The organism is Micromonospora sp. DSM 43699 (assembly GCF_055517075.1).
Window position 1 is genome coordinate 29,275 of the sequence record NZ_JBTMMT010000009.1, and the last position, 18,485, is coordinate 47,759.

An 18,485-nucleotide genomic window follows, 5' to 3' on the forward strand; every position below is an offset into this window, starting at 1 on the left:
GGACGTCGGAGCGCCGCCGTCCCGCCCGTCGGACCGCGCCGGACCGGGTGCGCCCACGTCGCCGGTCGGCGCACCGGCAGCAGCCTCCCGGGCAGTTGCCCCGACCGCCCGCCGGGGGCGGTCGGGTCGTGGGACGCTGGCCGGGGCCGGGGGAGCGCGGCGGGTTCGGCACCGCCAGGTCATCCCGGACGGGGTCGACGACCGGCGCGGTGGGGCGCCGACGCGCAGGGGGACGCCATGACCGGTACGCCGCAGCTGGACTTCGCGCTCGACACGTACGAGTGCATCGTGCTCTATCCGGGACCGGCCGGTCGGGTGCTGCCGAAGGAGACCGTGCAGCGGCTCCAGGCCGAACACGCCGCGCACATGCGGGCCCTGCAACGCCGGGGCCTGGTGCTGGTCGCCGGGTCGATCGACGGCCCGGCCCGGGAACCCGCCCCGCCGATCGGCATCGGGTTGGCCCGCACCGGCTCGGTCGACGACGTACGCAGCGTGATGGCGGCCGATCCGGCGGTGCAGGCCGGGCTCTACACCGTCGACGTGCTGAGCTTTCTGTGCCCGGCCGGCTCACTGGAGTTTCCGCTGGTCAAGACCGACAGCTAGCGGCCTGCGGGGAAGGAGGTCCGGCAGCGGCGGCCGATGACGGCGCCGCCGGGGCGGACGGGCACGGGAGCGCGCGGACGGCGGTGGCCGGTGAGCGGTACGATTCCCGGCGCGCGGTCGCCGATGCCCGCGCCTCCCCGACGTACCCGGCGTGGCCCGCGTCCCGCCGGCCACGCGCCCCACGCGCGCGTCGTCGGACCCTGTTCCTCAGTCCGCAAGGGGTCGGCCCACAGGTCGACCCGGAGGAGAGACTAGCCTGATGGGCGTGAAACGCCGCGCGAAGATCGTCTGCACCCTTGGCCCCGCCACCTCGTCCCCGGAGCGGCTCCGGGGGTTGATCGAGGCGGGCATGAACGTGGCCAGGCTGAACTTCAGCCACGGCAGTCACGCCGATCACGAGTCGGTCTACCGCATGGTCCGCGAGGCAGCCGAGGCGGTCGGCGTGCCGGTCGCCATCCTGGCCGACCTGCAGGGCCCGAAGATCCGGCTCGGCCGGTTCGCCGACGGGCCGCACGAGTGGCGTACCGGCGACTCGGTGGTGATCACCGGGGACGACGTCCTGGGCACCAGGGACCGGGTCTCCTGCACCTACCGCAAGCTGCCGCAGGAGGTGAAGCCGGGCGACCGGCTGCTGATCGACGACGGCCGGGTCGCCGTCGAGGTCAGCGACGTCACCGGCAACGACATCCGGTGCCTGGTCACCGAGGGCGGCCCGGTCTCCAACAACAAGGGCGTCTCGCTGCCGAACGTGGCGGTCAGCGTCCCGGCGATGTCGGACAAGGACGCCGAGGACCTGCGCTTCGCCCTCGGCCTGGGCGTCGACCTGATCGCGCTCTCCTTCGTCCGCTCGGCAGAGGACATCAAGCTCGTCCACACCATCATGGACGAGGAGGGCGTACGCCGCCCGGTGCTGGCCAAGGTCGAGAAGCCCGAGGCGGTCGACCACCTGGAGGCGATCGTGCTCGCCTTCGACGGCGTCATGGTGGCCCGCGGTGACCTCGGCGTCGAGATGCCGCTCGACCAGGTGCCCCTGGTGCAGAAGCGGGCCGTGCAGCTGTGCCGGGAGAACGCCAAGCCGGTCATCGTGGCCACCCAGATGCTCGACTCCATGATCGAGAACTCCCGGCCGACCCGCGCGGAGGCCTCCGACGTGGCCAACGCGGTGCTCGACGGCGCGGACGCGGTGATGCTCTCCGGCGAGACCAGTGTCGGCAAGTACCCGGTGCTCACCGTCAGCACCATGGCCAAGATCATCACCACCACCGAGGCCGGCTCGATCGGGGTGCCCCGGCTCCAGCACGACCCGCGTACCCACGGTGGCGCGCTCACCGTGGCCGCCTCCTCGATCGCCCGCGCCATCGGGGCCAAGGCGCTTGTGGCCTTCTCGCAGACCGGCGACACCGTCAAGCGGCTCAGCCGGCTGCACTGCGACCTGCCGCTGCTGGCCTTCACCCCGGTCCCCGAGGTACGCAGCCAGCTCGCGCTCTGCTGGGGCGTGGAGACCTTCCTGATGCCGTTCGTGCAGCACACCGACGACATGTTCCGCCAGGTCGACCAGGCGCTGCTCGGCCTCAACCAGGCGACGCCCGGCGACTACGTGGTGATCGTCGCGGGCAGCCCGCCCGGCACCCCCGGCTCCACCAACACCCTGCGCGTACACCAGCTCGGCTCCCTGGTCGACGCCGCCTCCGCCCGGGCGCTCCAGTGAGCCCGTCGGCGTCGCGAACAGAAGTGATCCGGTGAGCGCGAGGAGTGCGCCGGGGTTGCGCGCCCCGCAGTCGCGAACAGAAGTGATCCGGTGAACGGGCGTCCGGCGGCGACCGGTCAGGCCGCGGTCGACCAGCTCCTCGAGGTCCTCGACCTCGACCACACCGGCGAGATGACCTTCCGGGGGATGAGCCCTCCGGTCGGTCCGCAGCGGGTGTTCGGGGGGCAGGTCGCCGGTCAGGCCCTGGTCGCCGCCGGGCGCACCGTCGACCCGGAGCGGTTCGTGCACTCGCTGCACGGCTACTTCGTCCGCCCTGGCGATCCGGCCGAACCGATCGAATACCAGGTGGAGAACGTCCGGGACGGGCGGTCCTTCTCGGTCCGTCGCTCGGTGGCGTTGCAGCACGACAAGCCGATCTTCTTCATGTCGGCCTCGTTCCAGCGGCAGGAACAGGCCCTGGAACACCAGGCCCCCACCCCGCCGGACGTGCCCGGCCCGGACGACGTCCCGACGATGTCCGACCGGCTGGCCCGCTACCCGGAACGGCTCGGCATCTGGGGGCAGATCCCCCGCCCGATCGACGTCCGTTACGTCGGCGAACCCGGCTGGGTACGCCCCGGTGACCGCCCGGCCGACCCGCACCAGCGGGTCTGGATGCGCATCGACGGCAAGCTGCCCGACGACCCGCTGCTGCACGCCTGCGCCCTCACCTACGCCTCCGACCTGACCCTGCTGGACTCGGTCCTGTCGGTGCACGGCGAGGTCTGGGGGCCGGGCGGCCTGGTCGGGGCGAGCCTGGACCACGCGCTGTGGTTCCACAGGTCGTTCCGGGCCGACGAGTGGTTCCTCTACGACTGCTGGAGCCCCTCCGCCTCCGGCGCGCGGGGCCTGGCCACCGGCCGGATGTTCACCACCGACGGTCGGCACATCGCCAGCGCCGTCCAGGAGGGCCTGCTCCGCCGCGTCGGCGCGTGATCCGGCAGGGCCGGGCGGCCCCCCGGCCCGTGCCCGCCGGCCCCGGACCCCGCAGGCGCCGGCTCCCGGCCCCCGACCCGTCGCCGGCCGGGGTGGGTCAGAAGCTGCTGACCACCTTGACCAGGGCGTCGTCGATGGTGGCCGGGTCCTTGGCGTCGAACGCCTTGCCGGCCGACGCCTTGGCGATCCGGTCCAACGCGGCCAGGTCCGAATCCTGGTCGAAGGCCACGCAGAAGACCTTGACCGGCTGCTTCGGGTCCAGCGCGATGTCCCGGAGCAACCGGTCCAGGTCGCTGTCCTTCTGGTACTCGTTCTTACCGTCGGTGAGCACCACCACCGCGTTGATCCGGTTCGGGTCGTAGCGGTCGAGCAGGGTGCGGTGCGCCGCGCGGACCGTCGCGTACAACGCGGTGTTGCCGCCGATGCGCAGCCCGGTCAGCTTGCGGTTGAACGCGTCCCGGTTCAGCGGCGCCAGCCGTACCTCCTCGCTGTAGGGCTTTTTCGGCCGCTGCGGAGTCTCGCTGGAGAACGACCAGAGCGCCACCTGGTCGGCGGAGTTGAGCAGCCCGATCGCCTTGCTGGCGGCCCTGGTCGCCGCCTGGAACCGGGTCTGGTCGCCGACGACGGCCTTCATCGAGCCGGAGGTGTCCACGGCGAGCAGGATGTTGGCCTTCTTGCGCAGGGTGTTCCAGCTGCCGAGGATCGCGCCGACCACCTCCGGGGTGGGCGGGTCGAAGTAGGTGAGCCGGTCGCCGCCCGGCCCGGGGACGGCGGCGAGCAGCCTGTCGTCGGGGCGGCGCTCGTCGTCCCGGAAACCCAGCGCGGCGAAGCTGCGCTGCTGCGCGCCGTCGCGGAGGAAGGCGAGGAAGTCCTCGGCGGCCTCGCGCTGCGCCGGGTCGGCCGAGGGCAGCACCACGTACGGGTGGTCCAGGTTGAAGGTGCCCTCCTTGGGATGCACCGCCACCAGCGGAACCCGGGGCTTGCTGCCGGTGGGGCTGAGCTGGCCCTGGTTGTAGAGGTAGACCAGCTCCTCCTGGAGGACGATCGCGCTCATGTCGGTCGCCGGGGCGTCCCCGCTGGCAGCGGCGTCGGCCTCGGCGAGGTTGCGCAGCAGGTCCACCGAGTCGTCGCTGTAGTGCGAGACGTTGGCCTCGATCCGCCTGACGAACTGGGTCACCGCCGGCTGGGCGAGGTCCTCGCTGGTCAGGTCGCTGGCCCGGTTGACCGCCGCGTAGTAGGTGGCGATGGTGGCGGCCAACCCCGAGGTGGACAGGTGCGGGTTGTCCTTGCCGAAGGTGAACCGGCCCCACTCGGGCTTCCCGAACGCCGCCCAGCCGGTGTCCCCGGAGAGGCCGAGGACGTCGGCCCAGCCGAGCGGGCCACGCTGCTGCACCAGCTCGCCCTTGTCCTTCGGCATCGCGATGACCAGGGGACTGTTGGCGATCGACGGGTACTGACCGGGGGTCTGCGCGGGTCGGCCCGCCGCCTTGTCCAGCAGGCGCAGCTGCCCGGTCCACAGTGACGAGGTGGGCAGCCACACCTGCGGCTCGGCTACCTGCGGCTGGGTGAGCGCCCACCCGCCGGCCAGCGCCTCCATCGCCTCGCCCGAGTTGAGGCCGTGCACGGTCACCTGCGCGCACCGCCCGCCGAAACGCCGGTCGGCGGCGTTGTACCGGTCGGCGAGCTGGGCGACCAGCTCGCTCTTCTCGGTCGAGGAGCTGACCTCCAACCGCACGCAGTCCGCCCGCTGCGTACCGGGTGCCGGCCGGACGTACAGGTACGCCGCGCCGATCACCGCGAGCCCCGCGACGACGGCCATCGCGTACGGCAGCCACGATCGGGCGGGACGCTCAGCGGTGGCCATCGGGTCCTCCAGGGGTTCGTTCGGCGTGGGTCAGGAGTCGGACCGGGGTGCCGGTGCGGGGCGCCCGGGGGGCTCCGGCGGGCCGTCCGGCGCGGCGGGCGGGGTCAGCGCGGCGGCGACCAGTAGACGGACACCGTAGACCACCACCAGGGTGACCGAGCCGAGGGCGGCGGCGGTGCCCACGGCGGTCGTGGCGACGTACCCGGTGGCGGCGCCCACCGAGCCGAGGAAGATCGCGGTCGACACCCCCCACGGGTCGGCCCATTGCCGGCGCAGCCGCCGGCCGAAGCCGTCCCGACCCACCGGCGGGGTGACCGCCGTGACCGGCCGGTCGGTGGCCGTCAGGGTGGGTGGGGGCGTGAGGGCCGGGGCGGTGGCGGTGGCCCGGGTCCACGGGGGTGCCGTCGGTCCGGCCGGGGCGGACCGGGCCGTCGCCGGTGGGGCCGTCGCCGGGTCGGTCGGCACGTGCGGTGCGTGGTGGGTGCTTGACGTGGTGGGCCACGGTGCCGTCGCCGGCGGCTCGGTCGGCACGTGCGGTGCCGGGTGGCCGGTCGACGCGGTCGGCCAGGGTTCCGCCACCCCGGCGGTCGGCCAGGGGTCCGCCGCCGCACCGGTCGGCCAGGGGTCGGCCGCCGCACCGGTCGGCCAGGGGTCGGCCGCCGCACCGGTCGGCGCGTGCGGGGTGGCCGGCGGGGGCACCGGCGGGGTGGTGGTCAGGGTCCGGGGCACCTGCTCGGTGGCCGCCGCGTCGGTGCCGGCCCGCAGCACGGTCTGCAGCGGCGCGTCGCCGGTGCCCGGGTGGGTGTCCCGCCCGAGCAGGCGGAGCAGCACCTCCTGGGCGTGCGGCCGGGCCCGGGGGTCCTTGTCGAGACACTGTCCGATCAGGGCGGCCAGCGGGCCGGAGAGCCCGGTCAGCTCCGGGGGGTCGTGCAGGATCCGGTGCATCACCACGGTGACCGGTCCGGTGCCGAACGGCGGCTGCCCGCCCGCCGCGTAGGCGATCGTCCCCGCCCAGGCGAACACGTCGCTGGCCGGCCCGACCGCGTCGTCGCGGAACCGTTCCGGGGCCATGTACGGGGCGGTGCCCATGATGCGGTTGGTCATCGTCTCGGTGACGTCCAGTGCGCGGGCGATGCCGAAGTCGATCACGCGGGGGCCGTCCGCCCCGAGGATCACGTTGTCCGGCTTCAGGTCGCAGTGCACCACGTCGGACTGGTGGATCGCGGCCAGCGCGGTGGCGGTGCCCACGGCCAGCCGGTGCAGCGCGTTGCCGCCGATCGGCCCCTGCTCGCGTACGTGCCGTTGCAGGGTGACGCCCTCGATGAACTCGCTGACCACGTACGGCAGGTCACCGTCCACGTCGGCGAAGAGGATCTGCGCGGTGCAGAACGGCGCCACCCGGCGGGCGGCGGCGATCTCCTTGGTGAACTGGGACTTCGCCTTCGGGTTCCGGTGCAGGTCCACGTTGATCACCTTGACCGCGACCCACCGGCCGTGCTCGTCACGGCCCAGGTAGACCACACCCTGCCCGCCCGCGCCGAGCCGGCCGACCAGCTCGTACGGCCCGGCCTGGCGCGGGTCCCACGCGTTCAGCGGTGTCACGTCCGGCATCGCTGTCGCTGCCCCTATCGGCCGGTGCTCCGGTGCGCTGTGTCGTCGCTCGGCGACCATGCCGACGACACGGGTATGGTGCCATGCCCGTGCCACCGTTGGCATCGCCCGGCCGGTAGCAGGGCACCGTCGGGCCGGTAACAGGGCACCGTCGGGCCGGTAGCAGGGCACGGTCGGGCCGGTAGCAGGCCCGGTCGGGCCGGCGGCGGGGACGGTCCGTCCGGCGAACCGTCCGTGACGCGATCGGCCGTTCGGTGGAGGGTGGCGGACCGGCCGGACGGTCCGCCGACTAACCTTGCGGCCATGCGTCTCTCCGCCCGGGTCGACTATGCCCTCCGTGCGGCCGCCGAACTCGCGTCGGTCGCCGACGGCGCGGACTCCGGGCGGTCGCGGCCCGTCACCGCCGAGCAGATCGCCCGGTCGCAGGACATCCCACCGAAGTTCCTGGAGAGCATCCTGCTCCAGCTGCGCCGGGGCGGCATCGTGCACGCCCAGCGCGGCCCGGAGGGTGGCTACTGGCTGGCCCGACCGGCGGCGGAGATCTCCCTCGCCGAGGTGATCCGGGTGATCGACGGCCCCCTCGCCCACGTCCGGGGGCAGCGCCCCGAGCAGCTCGGCTACCGCGGCGCGGCACAGGCGTTGCAGGAGGTCTGGATCGCGTTGCGGGCCAGCGAGCGGGAGATCCTGGAGCAGGTCAGCATCGCCGACGTGGCGGCCGGGGTGTTGCCGGGGCGGATCAACGAGCTGGCCGCCGACCCGCGCGCCTGGAGCTGAGCCCGGCGGAGCCGGTGGCGCGTCCCAACTACCAATCAGGGGGTTGACCCGCGGGCCGTGATGCCGCATTGTCGACCAAGTCGATAGGAGATACCGAAAAGTTCGGAGGGGCTCGTGCGCAAGCTTCTGGTGCTCGCCCTGGTGGGCCTGGCCGCGCAGCTCGTCGACGGCGCGCTCGGCATGGCGTACGGGCTCACCTCGTCCACCCTGTTGCTCTTCGTCGGCGTCGCCCCCGCCGCCGCCTCGGCGTCGGTGCACCTCGCCGAGATCGGTACCACCCTCGCCGCCGGTGTCGCGCACTGGCGGTTCGGCAACGTCGACTGGCGGGTGGTCACCCGGATCGCCCTGCCCGGCGCGGTCGGCGCGTTCGTCGGGGCCACCTTCCTCAGCTCCATCTCCACCGAGAACGCCGCCCCGTGGATGGCCGGCATCCTGTTCACCCTCGGGGCGTACCTGCTCGTGCGTTTCTCCCGACCGCTGCGCCAGCGCTCCGGCGCGGGGCCGCTGCGTGGCCGGTTCCTCGGCCCGCTCGGCCTGGTCGCCGGGTTCGTCGACGCCACCGGCGGCGGGGGATGGGGGCCGGTGGCCACCCCGGCGCTGCTGGTCTCCGGCCGGATGGAACCCCGCAAGGTGATCGGCTCGGTGGACACCGCCGAGTTCGTGGTGGCCGGGGCGGCCAGCATCGGTTTCCTGATCGGCCTGGGCAGCGAGGGCTTCCTGCTGCCCACCGTCGCGGCGCTGCTGATCGGTGGCCTGATCGCCGCGCCGGTGGCCGCCTGGCTGGTGCGGATCGTCCCCGCCCAGCTGCTGGGCGCCACCATCGGCGGGGTGATCGTGCTGACCAACGCCCGCATCCTGCTCAACGCCGGCGACGCCGGGTCGACCGCCCGCCCGGTGGTCTACACGCTGCTCGCCCTGGGCTGGGTGGTGGCCCTGACGCTGGCCGTCCGCGCGCTGCGCCGGACCCGCCGTGCCCGCGCCATCGTCGACGCCCACGCCACCGACGCCCACGCCACCGACGCCGACGCCGACGTGTGGGCCGACGCCGGGGCCGACGTCCACGCCGGCACCCGCGTCGCCGCCGAGGTCGACACCGGTGCCACCGCCGATGCCGACGTCCGGGCCGGTGCGGACGCCCGCGCCGACGCCGGGACGGCACCGCGTCCGGTCACGCCCGCGCCGGACGCGGCCCCCGACGCGCTGGTCGTGGCCGAGCGCTGACCTTTACCGGTACGCCGGCAGCTCAGTCCCCGGTCCCGGCCAGGATCTCGGTCGCCGCGCTCGACAGCAGCTCCCACGCCCGGTCCACGTGCTCCGGCCCGGTCAGCGGCGAACCGACGGCCAGTCGCAGGGTGTACCGGCCGTTGACCCGGGTGTGGGTCAGGTGCACCTGGCCGCTGTCGTTGACCCGGGCCAGCAGTGCCGCGCTGGCCTCGTCGCCGGCCCGCAGCCGGAACGTGACGAGCGAGAACGGGTGCGGGGCGGCGAGGGCGAACCGGTCGTCGGCCAGCACCCGGGCGGCGAACCCGTCGGCCAGGGCCACCCCGGAACGCAGGTGCGCGCGCAGCCCTTCGACGCCGTACCAGCGCATGACGAACCAGAGCTTGAGCGCCCGGAACCGGCGGCCGAGCGGCACCTGCCAGTCCCGGTAGTCGATGACCGCGCCGGACTCGCTGGCGGCGTTGCGCAGGAACTCCGGCATGACGGTCAGCGCCTCGACCAGCTCACCCCGGTCGGCCACCCAGAAGGCGTCGCAGTCGAAGCCGGTGAGCAGCCACTTGTGCGGGTCGAAACAGTACGAGTCGGCGTGCTCGACACCTGCGTGCGACCAGCGCAGCTCGGGGCAGATCGCCGCCGCCCCGGCGTACGCGGCGTCGACGTGCAGCCAGACGCCGTACTCGGCGCAGATCGCGCCGATCTCCGGCAGCGGGTCGACGGCGGTGGTGGAGGTGGTCCCGATGGTCGCCACCACGATGGCCGGCACCTCGCCGGCGGCCAGGTCCGCCGCGATCGCCGCGCGCAGCGCCGCCGGCCGCATCGCCTGGGTCTCCGGGTCCACCTCGATCGTCCGGACGCCCTGCTCGCCGAGCCCGGCGACACGGGCCGCCTTCTCGATCGAGGAGTGCCCGTGCACCGAGGTGTACGCCCGGTACCGCCTGTCGACGCCCACCTCCCGCCAGCGGCCCTTGCCGGCCCGGTGCAGGGCGGCCAGGGTGGCGACCAGCGTCGCGGAGGAGGCCGAGTCCTGGATGACGCCGCCGCCGGGGCCGGTGGAGCGGAACCTCGCCGGCAGGTCCATCAGGTCGGCCAGCCAGTCCAGTACCACCGTCTCCAGCTCGGTGCCGGCCGGGTTGGTGGCCCAGAGCATCCCCTGGGTGCCGAGGCCGGAGCTGACCAGGTCGGCCAGCACGCTGGGGCCGCTGGTGTTGGCCGGGAAGTAGCCGAAGAAGCCGGGGTGCTGCCAGTGGGTGACCCGGGGCACGATGATCTCGTCCAGGTCGGCAAGCATCGCCGCGACCGGCTCACCGTGCGCGGGCGGGGTGGTCGGCAGGGCGGCGGTGACCGTGCCGGGCGGGTCCTGGGGGACGACCGGGCGCTGGTCCAGCGTCCGCCAGTAGTCGGCGACCCAGTCGACCACGGCGTAACCGGCGCGGCGGAACTCCTCCGGGTCCATGTGCTCAGCCATGGGCCAAGTCGATCAGGTGGGTCGCCCGGGAGCAAGAGCGGGTACGGGTTGTGCGGCCGGAAAGCGTTGTCCTACGATCCAGCTGCGCGGAGTCGAACTATGGATGTCGATGCAAGGCGTCCCGTCACCACCGTCAGCGTGGCGCACCATCCCGCCGGTCTGGGCAGGCCGGCGTCGTCGCCGTGCGCTGACCTCCGCGAAAGGCGTTCCCCGTGCACCTGAATCCCACCCGTCGACGAGCCGCGTTGCTCGCCGCCGCCGCGGTCGCCACCCTCACCGCCGGCACCCTCACCGCCGTGACGGCCTCGGCCGCCGCTGCCGGCTGCCGGGTCGACTACAAGATCAGCAGTCAGTGGGGCGGCGGCTTCGGTGCCGACGTCACCGTCACCAACCTCGGCGATCCGCTCAACGGCTGGACGCTGACCTGGTCCTACACCGCCGGTCAGCAGGTCACCCAGGCGTGGAACGCCACTGTCACCCAGTCCGGCGCGCAGGTCAGCGCCAAGGACGCCGGTTACAACGCCGCGCTCGGCACCAACGGCGCCGCGAACTTCGGCTTCAACGCCTCGTGGAACGACGCCAGCAACCCGGTGCCGGCGAGCTTCGCCCTCAACGGCACCACCTGCACCGGCGGCACCGCGCCGACGACCGCCCCACCCACCACCGCGCCCCCGACCACGGCACCGCCCACCACCGCGCCGCCGACCACGCCGCCCCCGACCACCCCGCCACCCACCACACCGCCGCCGACCAACCCGCCGGCCGGGGCGAAGCAGTTGGAGAACCTCGACCGGGGGCTGATCAGCGTGCGCTCCGGCAGTGGCAACCTGGTCTCCTGGCGACTGCTCGGCACCGAGACCAGCGGAGTGTCGTTCAACCTCTACCGGGGCTCCACCAAGGTCAACGCCTCGCCGCTCACCGGTGCCACCAACTACCTGGACAGCGGGGCTGCGGCCGGCTCGGCGTACACAGTGCGGGCCGTGGTGGGCGGTGCGGAGCAGGCGGCGTCCGCGCCCGCGCTCCAGTTCGCCAACGGCTACCTGGACGTGCCGATCCAGCCGCCGGCCGGCGGCACCACCCCGAGCGGGGAGGCCTACAGCTATGCGGCCAACGACGCCAGCGTCGGCGACCTCGACGGCGACGGCCGCTACGAGATCGTGCTCAAGTGGGACCCGTCGAACGCCAAGGACAACAGCCAGTCCGGCTACACCGGCAACGTCTACGTCGACGCGTACACCCTGACCGGCAGCCGGTTGTGGCGCATCGACCTGGGCCGCAACATCCGCGCCGGCGCCCACTACACCCAGTTCCAGGTGTACGACTACGACGGCGACGGCAAGGCCGAGGTGGCCATGAAGACCGCCGACGGCACCCGCTCCGGCACCGGCCAGCTGATCGGCTCGTCGTCGGCGGACTACCGCAACTCCAGCGGCTACGTGCTGTCCGGCCCGGAGTACCTGACCATGTTCAACGGGCAGACCGGTGCCATCGCCTCCACCGTCAACTACGACCCGCCGCGCGGCACCGTCTCCTCCTGGGGCGACTCGTACGGCAACCGGGTCGACCGGTTCCTCGCCGGCACCGCCTACCTGGACGGGCAGCGGCCGTCGCTGATCATGGCGCGCGGCTACTACACCCGCGCGGTGATCGCCGCCTGGGACTTCCGCAACGGCGCCCTGACCAAGCGGTGGACGTTCGACTCGAACGCCTCCGGCAACTCGGCCGCCGCCGGCCAGGGCAACCACCAGCTCTCCGTCGCCGACGTGGACGCCGACGGCCGCCAGGAGATCGTGTACGGCGCGGCCACCATCGACGACAACGGCCGGCTGCTCTACTCCACAGGCAACGGACACGGCGACGCCCTGCACGTCGGTGACCTGGACCCGAGCCGCTCCGGCCTGGAGGTCTTCAAGGTCGACGAGGACGCCAGCAAGCCCAGCTCGTGGTTCGCCGACGCGCGTACCGGCCAGATCATCTGGAAGACCGCGGCCAACGGCGACAACGGTCGGGGTGTCTCGGCCGACATCTGGGCCGGCAGCCCCGGTGCCGAGTCGTGGTCGTCGGCGGTCGACGGCCTGGCCAACACCCGGGGGCAGAACATCGGGCGCAAGCCGTCGTCGGCGAACTTCCTCGCCTGGTGGGACGGTGACCCGGTGCGGGAGCTGCTCGACGGCACCAAGATCGACAAGTACGGCACCGGCGGCGAGACCCGGCTGCTCACCGGCAGCGACGTGGCCTCCAACAACGGCACCAAGTCCACCCCGGCGCTCTCCGGCGACATCCTCGGCGACTGGCGCGAGGAGGTCATCTGGCGCACCAGCGACAACCGGGCGCTGCGGATCTACAGCACCCCGACCCAGACCAGCACCCGGATCTACACGCTGATGCACGACCCGCAGTACCGCGCGGCGATCGCCTGGCAGAACACCGCCTACAACCAGCCGCCGCACCCGGGTTTCTTCATCGGCGACGGCATGTCCACCCCGCCCACGCCCAACATCTACCTGCGTTGACGGCGCCGGCCCGGCGCTGACGCGGCCCTGCCCGCACCGCCCCGAACAGGGCGGCTGCGGTAAGGGCGGTGCGGTCAGGGCCGAAAAAGCAGGCACCGGGTCGCCAGCCGCGGAATCCGCTCAGCTGGCGACCCGGTGCACCACACCGCAGCACCCCCGACCCGTCCCGACCGGGAGTGCCGTACCACCACCGGTCATAAAGTTAGAGGTCCTACGCGACGGTGGGGTGACGTGGCTATGAAGAGCGTGTTTCAAGCGCTCCGGGAGAGCCCGCCGGCAACCTTCTCGGCCACCAGCTCGAACGAGCGCACCCGGTCGGCCACGTCGTACACCATCGTGGTGAGCATCAGCTCGTCCGCGCCGGTGCGGGCCAGCAGCTCGGACAACTGCCGGCGGACCGTCTCCGGCGAACCCATCGCCTGGCCGTCGCGGCGCTGCCTGACGAACTCCCGCTCGACCTCGGTGTACGGGTATGCGGCGGCGTCCTCGGGACTGGCCAGCGGCTCCGGCCGCCCCGACCGCAGCTTGAGGAACGACAGCGCGCTCGGCCCGGTCAGCCACTCGGCGCGCTCGTCGGTGTCGGCGCAGACCACGTTCACCGCCACCATCGCGTACGGCTCGGCCAGCCAACGCGACGGCCGGAAACTCTGCCGGTAGAGCTGGAGCGCGGGCAGGGTGTGCTGGGCGCTGAAGTGGTGCGCGAAGGAGAACGGCAACCCGAGCAGACCCGCGAGCTGGGCGCTGAACCCGCTGGAGCCGAGCAGCCAGACCGCGGGGGACTGGCCCAGCCCCGGGGTGGCGGTGATCGCCCCCGGGTCGTCGCCGCTGAAGTAGTTCACCAGGTCGGCCAGCTCCCGGGGGAAGCCCTCCGCCGACAGCCCCTCCATGGTGCGGCGCAACGCCCGCGCGGTCCGCTGGTCGGTGCCCGGGGCACGGCCGATGCCGAGGTCGATCCGGCCCGGGTGCAGCGCCTCCAGGGTGCCGAACTGCTCGGCGACCACCAGCGGCGCGTGGTTGGGCAGCATCACCCCGCCCGAGCCCAGCCGGATCGTGGTGGTGTGCGCCGCCAGGTGGGCGAGCAGCACCGCCGGTGCGGAGCTGGCGATCGCCGGCATGTTGTGGTGCTCGGCCATCCAGAACCGGCGGTAGCCCAGCTCCTCGGTCCGGCGGGCCAGCTCGGTGGTGTGCCCGAGCGCCTCGGAGGCGGTGGCCCCGGCGGCGACCGGAGCAAGATCAAGAACAGACAACGGTACGTCGATCACGCCACTGCCCAACCCGTCCCGCGCCGGATTTGTTCCCCTGGCCGGGTCTCCGGGGAAGACTCAGCTCTTGGGGCCGACATGGCGGCCCAGGGTGGCGACCGCCGTCCGTCGGGCCACCGACAGGCAGTTGCGACGGTTCATCCTCCAGTCGATGCCGAGCAGGTCGAGTGCCCACTGGCAGAGGCCCATGATGTGGGGTGATTCGTTGCTGAAGTGGTAGCGCGGGAGACGCACCGCCGGCCACGGACGGTCACCCGGTTGTCCACCCGGCAGCCGTCGGAGTGGAACAGGCCCCGCAGAAAGTCACCCAGTTGACGCTGGACGATCTCGCGTTGCCAGTCGGCCAGGACGATCGGGCGTTCGTGCTTCCTGCCCCGCCCGTGTTGGGCGAACAGGCACGGCCAGTGCGTGCCATAGCTCTGCACGCCGACGCAACCCTGCTTCCGTACCCGTTGCACCTTCGTGGCGAGTACGGCCCGCATGGCCACGTCGCACGCGTCGATCAGCCCCGGCCGGGTCTCGGAGCAGTAGATCCGCAGCACCGGCACCCGGGCTGTCGTTACCAGGTGGCCGTCGCCGAGGTAGAGGCCGAGGAGATAGGCGTACGCCGCAGGGTCGGTCGGACCGTCGACACCGTCCCGGCAACGGAAGCACCGCAGCAGGGTGCCCTGCTGCAGTGGTTCGGGGCGGTCGTTGCACCAGTGCCAGACCGCGCGGTAGGGGAGGCCGACGGCACGTGCGGTGTCGGCGACCGAGCCGCCGGCGCGGTGCAGTTGCCGTGCGCGGGCCCTGATCTCTGGTGGATGCACGGGGGCATCGTCGAATACACGTATGACAGCGGTGCCGGGAGCGGGATTCGAACCCGCAAGCCCTCTCGGGCAGAAGTGTTTGAGACTTCCGTGTATGCCGTTCCACCATCCCGGCGTCACCCCACGGGGCGCGTGGCTCACTGTACCCGACTAGGCTCATGCGAGAGCATGGGCGGTAGCCGTGTGGGATCTATGTGGGGGTAGGGCTGGTGGCCGAGACGCAGACGGATGCCGAGCGCAGGCGGGTGTTGATCGCCGAGGACGAGGCGCTCATCCGACTGGACCTGGCCGAGATGCTGGTCGAGGAAGGTTACGAGGTCGTCGGCGAGGCCGGGGACGGCGAGACCGCCGTCCGGTTGGCCGAGGAGCTCAAGCCCGATCTGGTCATCCTCGACATCAAGATGCCGATCATGGACGGGCTGGCCGCCGCCGAGCGGATCGCCGGCGCCCGGATCGCCCCGGTGATCATCCTGACCGCGTTCAGCCAGCGTGACCTGGTGGAACGGGCACGGGCCGCCGGCGCGATGGCGTACCTGGTGAAGCCGTTCCAGAAGAGCGACCTGGTGCCGGCGGTGGAGATCGCCCTCTCCCGCTACTCCGAGGTGGCCGCCCTGGAGGCGGAGGTCGCCAGCCTCACCGACCGGCTGGAGATCCGCAAGACGGTCGAGCGCGCCAAGGGCGCGCTGATGACGACGTACGGGATGACCGAGCCGCAGGCGTTCAAGTGGATCCAGCGCACCGCGATGGACCACCGGATGACCATGAAGGAGGTCGCCGAGCGGATCCTCGCCGAGACCGCCGGTGGCGAGGTCGCCGAGCAACCCACCACCTGACCGGTCGCGCCGCGGATCCCGCCGGTTCGGCCACCGGATCATGACCGACCGGCGCGACACCCGCCTCCGGTGGGCGGCCGGTCCCGCACGGATCGGGTGGTCGCCCACCGCCTGTCGGCGGCCGGTCCGGAACCGGTCGGTGTGATGTCGCCCGTCGACGGGTGTCACTGGTTAACATCGACGCGTGTCTGCACGACGCGTCCTCGCGGTGTTCGGTGTCCTCGTCATGCTGGTCGCCGGCTGCGACCGCCCCGGAGCCGATGACGACCGTTCGACGGCTGGTGACGGCCGGGCGGCGGCACCGATGGAGCTTGCCTGGCAGGAGTTGACCCTGCCCGCACCACCCGGCCCGGCCGGCCGGCTGCTGCTGCGTGACGCGGTCTCCTGTGCCGGGCGGTGGTTCCTGGTCGGCGGGGTCGTCGACGCCGCCGGGGAGACCCGTCCGGCCGCCTGGTCCAGCGTGGACGGTTCCTCCTGGACCCCGGTGCCGATCGCGGCGCGGACGTTCTACGGCCGACAGCACGTGCTCTACGCGGCGGCCTGCGCACCGGGCCCGGCGGGCGGGTCGGCCGGGGGTCGGGTGGCGGCGTTGGGCGCCAAGAACGGCGGGGTGCACGGCAATCCGCGTACCGGCACCTGGGTACGCGACGGGGCTGGCGCGTTGCGTGAGGTCCCGGCGGCGTTCGAGCTGTTCGGCGGGCCGCGTGCGGTAAGCGTGGCCCGGCTGGCGGCCGGTGCGGGCGGGTGGTTGATCGCCGGTGCCCGGGTGGACGGCGCGGCGGTCTGGACCTCCCCGGACGCGGACGGGTTCACCCTGGCCGAGGGCCTGCCGGAGCTGGCCGGGGACGCCCGGGGCCGGACGGCGGCGTACGACGTGGTGGCCCTGCCGGCGGGCTGGCTGGTGGTCGGTTCGCTGCTGCCGACGGGTGGCACCGCGCTGACGCCGGTGGCCTGGACCTCGACCGACGGGCGATCCTGGCGGCGGGCGGAGCTGCCGGCCCGGGGCGGGCGGGGCCGGGCGGAGCGGGCGACCCTGCGCGACGGTGTGCCGGTGGTGGTCGGCGCGGCTCCCGACGGCTTCGACGTGTGGCGGGCCGACGACGGGTCCCGGTGGCGGCGGGCCGGCGGGTTCGGGGCAATCGGCCCGGGGGTGCTGTCGGTGGTGGGGCTGACCGCGGTGCGGGGTGTCCTGGTGGCGGTCACCGGGGACGGTGCCGGTCGCTCTGCGTGGGCATCGACGGACGGGGGAGCGTCGTGGCGGGCCGTACCGGTGCCGTTGACGGTGGTCGATGGGGGCGACACGGCGCTGGCGGTGGCCGGCGATGGAGATCGACTTTTGCTGTTGGCTGACGACGGCCGCGGCTCCCATGCCTGGTGGGGGAGGGTTTGAGTGCCTATAGGCGGGGGTTGTCCCCCGGATTGCCCGACACCTTCGAACGGAAAGTGAAAGCCATTCGTAACCGATGGTTCTTACAGCTAACGTTTCCGATCCGCCACGGCGTGTAACGGTTCGATCAACCCCGCTTGCTGGGGCTTACGTCGCAGCTTCCCGGTGGGATAACGTCCCGCCCCAGACCGGCGACGACGGTCTGGTTCGTCCGCCCCCCGCAAGGGCCAATAACCAGCGGGTGGTCCGGGCCATGTGACGGAGGAGGGTTCCGGCCTTGAGGCAGAAGCTCGCACGCGTGATCGGTGGAGTTGCCATGCTGGCGCTCGTCGCCGGCGGCACCGCCTGCTCCAGCGGCGGCGACGACGAGGCGTCCGGTGGGGACGGCTGCGGCAGCAAGATCGCGTTCTTCGGCGCGCTGACCGGCAGCTCGGCGGCGCTGGGTATCAACGAGAAGAACGGCGCCAAGCTCGCCGTCGACAAATACAACAAGGAGAACGCCGACTGCAAGGTCGAGCTGGTCGAGCTCGACTCGCAGGGCAGCGGCGACCAGGCCCCCGGCCTGGCCCAGAAGGCCATCGACGACGCCAAGATCCTCGGCATCGTCGGCCCGGCCTACTCGGGTGAGTCCGAGGCCGCCGGCCCGCTGTTCAACGAGGCCGGCCTGGTCACCATCACCCCCTCCGCCACTCGTCCGAGCCTTGCCGACCAGAACTGGAAGACCTTCTTCCGGGCGGTCGGCAACGACTTCAGCCAGGGCCCGGCGGCCGGTAACTACATCAAGAACGTGATGAAGGCCGACAAGGTCTACGTCATCGACGACCAGTCCGCCTACGGCGCGGGCCTGGCCGACGAGGTCAAGAAGGTCCTCGGCGGCTCGGTCGCCGGCTCGGACAAGGTCCAGGGTGAGGGCAAGCAGACCGACTTCTCCGGCGTGGTGACCAAGGTCAAGGCCGCCAACGTCAAGGCCGTCTTCTTCGGCGGCTACTACCAGGAGGCCGGCCTGATCCGCAAGCAGCTCACCGCTGCCGGCGTCACCGCCCCGCTGGTCGCCGGCGACGGCACCAACGACCCGGCGTACATCACCTCGGCCGGCGCCGCCGCCGCCGAGGGCACCATCCTCACCTGCCCGTGCGCGCCGGCCACCGAGGCCCGTGGCACGTTCGTCGAGGAGTTCAAGGCGCTCAACGGCACCGAGCCGGGCACCTACAGCGACACCTCCTACGACGCCGCGAACATCCTGCTCGCCGGCATCAAGGCCAAGAAGACCACCCGGGCCGACCTGCTGGAGTTCGTGAAGGGCTACAGCGGCGAGGGTGTCGCGGCCAACTACAAGTTCGTCGAGGGCGGCGAGCTGGACCCGGCGCAGGTGAAGGTCTGGGCCTTCAAGGTCACGGGCGGCAAGGTCGTCCCCGACCAGGAGATCCCGAAGTCCTGACCACGGTCGCCGTGAGCGATTG

At 72.7% G+C, this 18,485-nt stretch carries 14 protein-coding genes and 1 tRNA gene; 9 read left to right on the forward strand and 6 right to left on the reverse strand.

Annotation, left to right across the window (positions count from 1 at the left end):
- The first annotated feature begins 237 nt into the window (after window positions 1-237).
- From AC0AIB_RS07060 to AC0AIB_RS07070, 3 genes are all read left to right on the forward strand, one after another.
- Window positions 238-603 carry a YciI family protein gene (locus tag AC0AIB_RS07060; protein ID WP_328344522.1) on the forward strand — a complete coding sequence of 122 codons (366 nt, stop codon included), beginning with the start codon at window positions 238-240 and terminating at the stop codon, window positions 601-603.
- Window positions 604-862: 259 nt separating this feature from the next.
- Window positions 863-2,311 (forward strand): pyruvate kinase, encoded by a 1,449-nt coding sequence (gene pyk / locus AC0AIB_RS07065; RefSeq protein WP_328344524.1) that lies wholly within the window; start codon window positions 863-865, stop codon window positions 2,309-2,311.
- A 90-nt stretch (window positions 2,312-2,401) separates the two neighbouring features.
- Window positions 2,402-3,286 (forward strand): acyl-CoA thioesterase, encoded by an 885-nt coding sequence (locus AC0AIB_RS07070; RefSeq protein WP_328344526.1) that lies wholly within the window; start codon window positions 2,402-2,404, stop codon window positions 3,284-3,286.
- A gap of 97 nt (window positions 3,287-3,383) precedes the next feature.
- Here the strand turns inward: AC0AIB_RS07070 and AC0AIB_RS07075 are convergent, their stop codons facing one another.
- Entirely contained in the window at window positions 3,384-5,150 is a 1,767-nt protein-coding gene (locus tag AC0AIB_RS07075; protein WP_328344528.1) for a vWA domain-containing protein, read from the reverse strand.
- A gap of 30 nt (window positions 5,151-5,180) precedes the next feature.
- A complete protein-coding gene (locus AC0AIB_RS07080; RefSeq protein WP_465096258.1) occupies window positions 5,181-6,761 on the reverse strand; it encodes a serine/threonine protein kinase in 1,581 nt (526 codons plus the stop codon).
- Window positions 6,762-7,064: 303 nt separating this feature from the next.
- Here AC0AIB_RS07080 and AC0AIB_RS07085 point away from each other — a divergent pair, with 303 nt between their 5' ends.
- Both AC0AIB_RS07085 and AC0AIB_RS07090 read left to right on the forward strand, forming a co-directional pair.
- Window positions 7,065-7,535, forward strand: coding sequence for an RrF2 family transcriptional regulator (locus tag AC0AIB_RS07085; RefSeq protein WP_328344532.1), 471 nt, complete (start codon window positions 7,065-7,067; stop codon window positions 7,533-7,535).
- A 114-nt stretch (window positions 7,536-7,649) separates the two neighbouring features.
- Complete coding sequence (locus tag AC0AIB_RS07090; RefSeq protein ID WP_465096259.1) at window positions 7,650-8,756, forward strand: sulfite exporter TauE/SafE family protein; 1,107 nt, start codon at window positions 7,650-7,652, stop codon at window positions 8,754-8,756.
- Between the two features lie 22 nt (window positions 8,757-8,778).
- Here AC0AIB_RS07090 and AC0AIB_RS07095 read toward each other — a convergent pair whose 3' ends face one another.
- Complete coding sequence (locus tag AC0AIB_RS07095; protein WP_465096260.1) at window positions 8,779-10,221, reverse strand: pyridoxal-dependent decarboxylase; 1,443 nt, start codon at window positions 10,219-10,221, stop codon at window positions 8,779-8,781.
- A gap of 212 nt (window positions 10,222-10,433) precedes the next feature.
- On the opposite strand from AC0AIB_RS07095, the gene AC0AIB_RS07100 reads away from it, so the two are divergent.
- Complete coding sequence (locus tag AC0AIB_RS07100; RefSeq protein ID WP_465096261.1) at window positions 10,434-12,734, forward strand: rhamnogalacturonan lyase family protein; 2,301 nt, start codon at window positions 10,434-10,436, stop codon at window positions 12,732-12,734.
- A 251-nt stretch (window positions 12,735-12,985) separates the two neighbouring features.
- On the opposite strand, the gene AC0AIB_RS07105 is transcribed toward AC0AIB_RS07100, so the two are convergent.
- From AC0AIB_RS07105 to AC0AIB_RS07115, 3 genes are all read right to left on the reverse strand, one after another.
- Window positions 12,986-13,996, reverse strand: coding sequence for an LLM class flavin-dependent oxidoreductase (locus AC0AIB_RS07105; protein ID WP_465096262.1), 1,011 nt, complete (start codon window positions 13,994-13,996; stop codon window positions 12,986-12,988).
- Window positions 13,997-14,133: 137 nt separating this feature from the next.
- Window positions 14,134-14,805 (reverse strand): transcriptional regulator, encoded by a 672-nt coding sequence (locus AC0AIB_RS07110; protein ID WP_328344540.1) that lies wholly within the window; start codon window positions 14,803-14,805, stop codon window positions 14,134-14,136.
- A 32-nt stretch (window positions 14,806-14,837) separates the two neighbouring features.
- Window positions 14,838-14,920: transfer RNA gene (locus AC0AIB_RS07115), tRNA-Leu, on the reverse strand.
- A gap of 94 nt (window positions 14,921-15,014) precedes the next feature.
- On the opposite strand from AC0AIB_RS07115, the gene AC0AIB_RS07120 reads away from it, so the two are divergent.
- From AC0AIB_RS07120 to AC0AIB_RS07130, 3 genes are all read left to right on the forward strand, one after another.
- Entirely contained in the window at window positions 15,015-15,638 is a 624-nt protein-coding gene (locus AC0AIB_RS07120; RefSeq protein WP_328344542.1) for an ANTAR domain-containing response regulator, read from the forward strand.
- A gap of 184 nt (window positions 15,639-15,822) precedes the next feature.
- On the forward strand, window positions 15,823-17,028 hold the full coding sequence (locus tag AC0AIB_RS07125; protein WP_328344544.1) for a beta propeller repeat protein: 1,206 nt from the start codon (window positions 15,823-15,825) through the stop codon (window positions 17,026-17,028).
- A 274-nt stretch (window positions 17,029-17,302) separates the two neighbouring features.
- Complete coding sequence (locus AC0AIB_RS07130; protein ID WP_328344546.1) at window positions 17,303-18,463, forward strand: branched-chain amino acid ABC transporter substrate-binding protein; 1,161 nt, start codon at window positions 17,303-17,305, stop codon at window positions 18,461-18,463.
- Window positions 18,464-18,485: the final 22 nt, after the last annotated feature.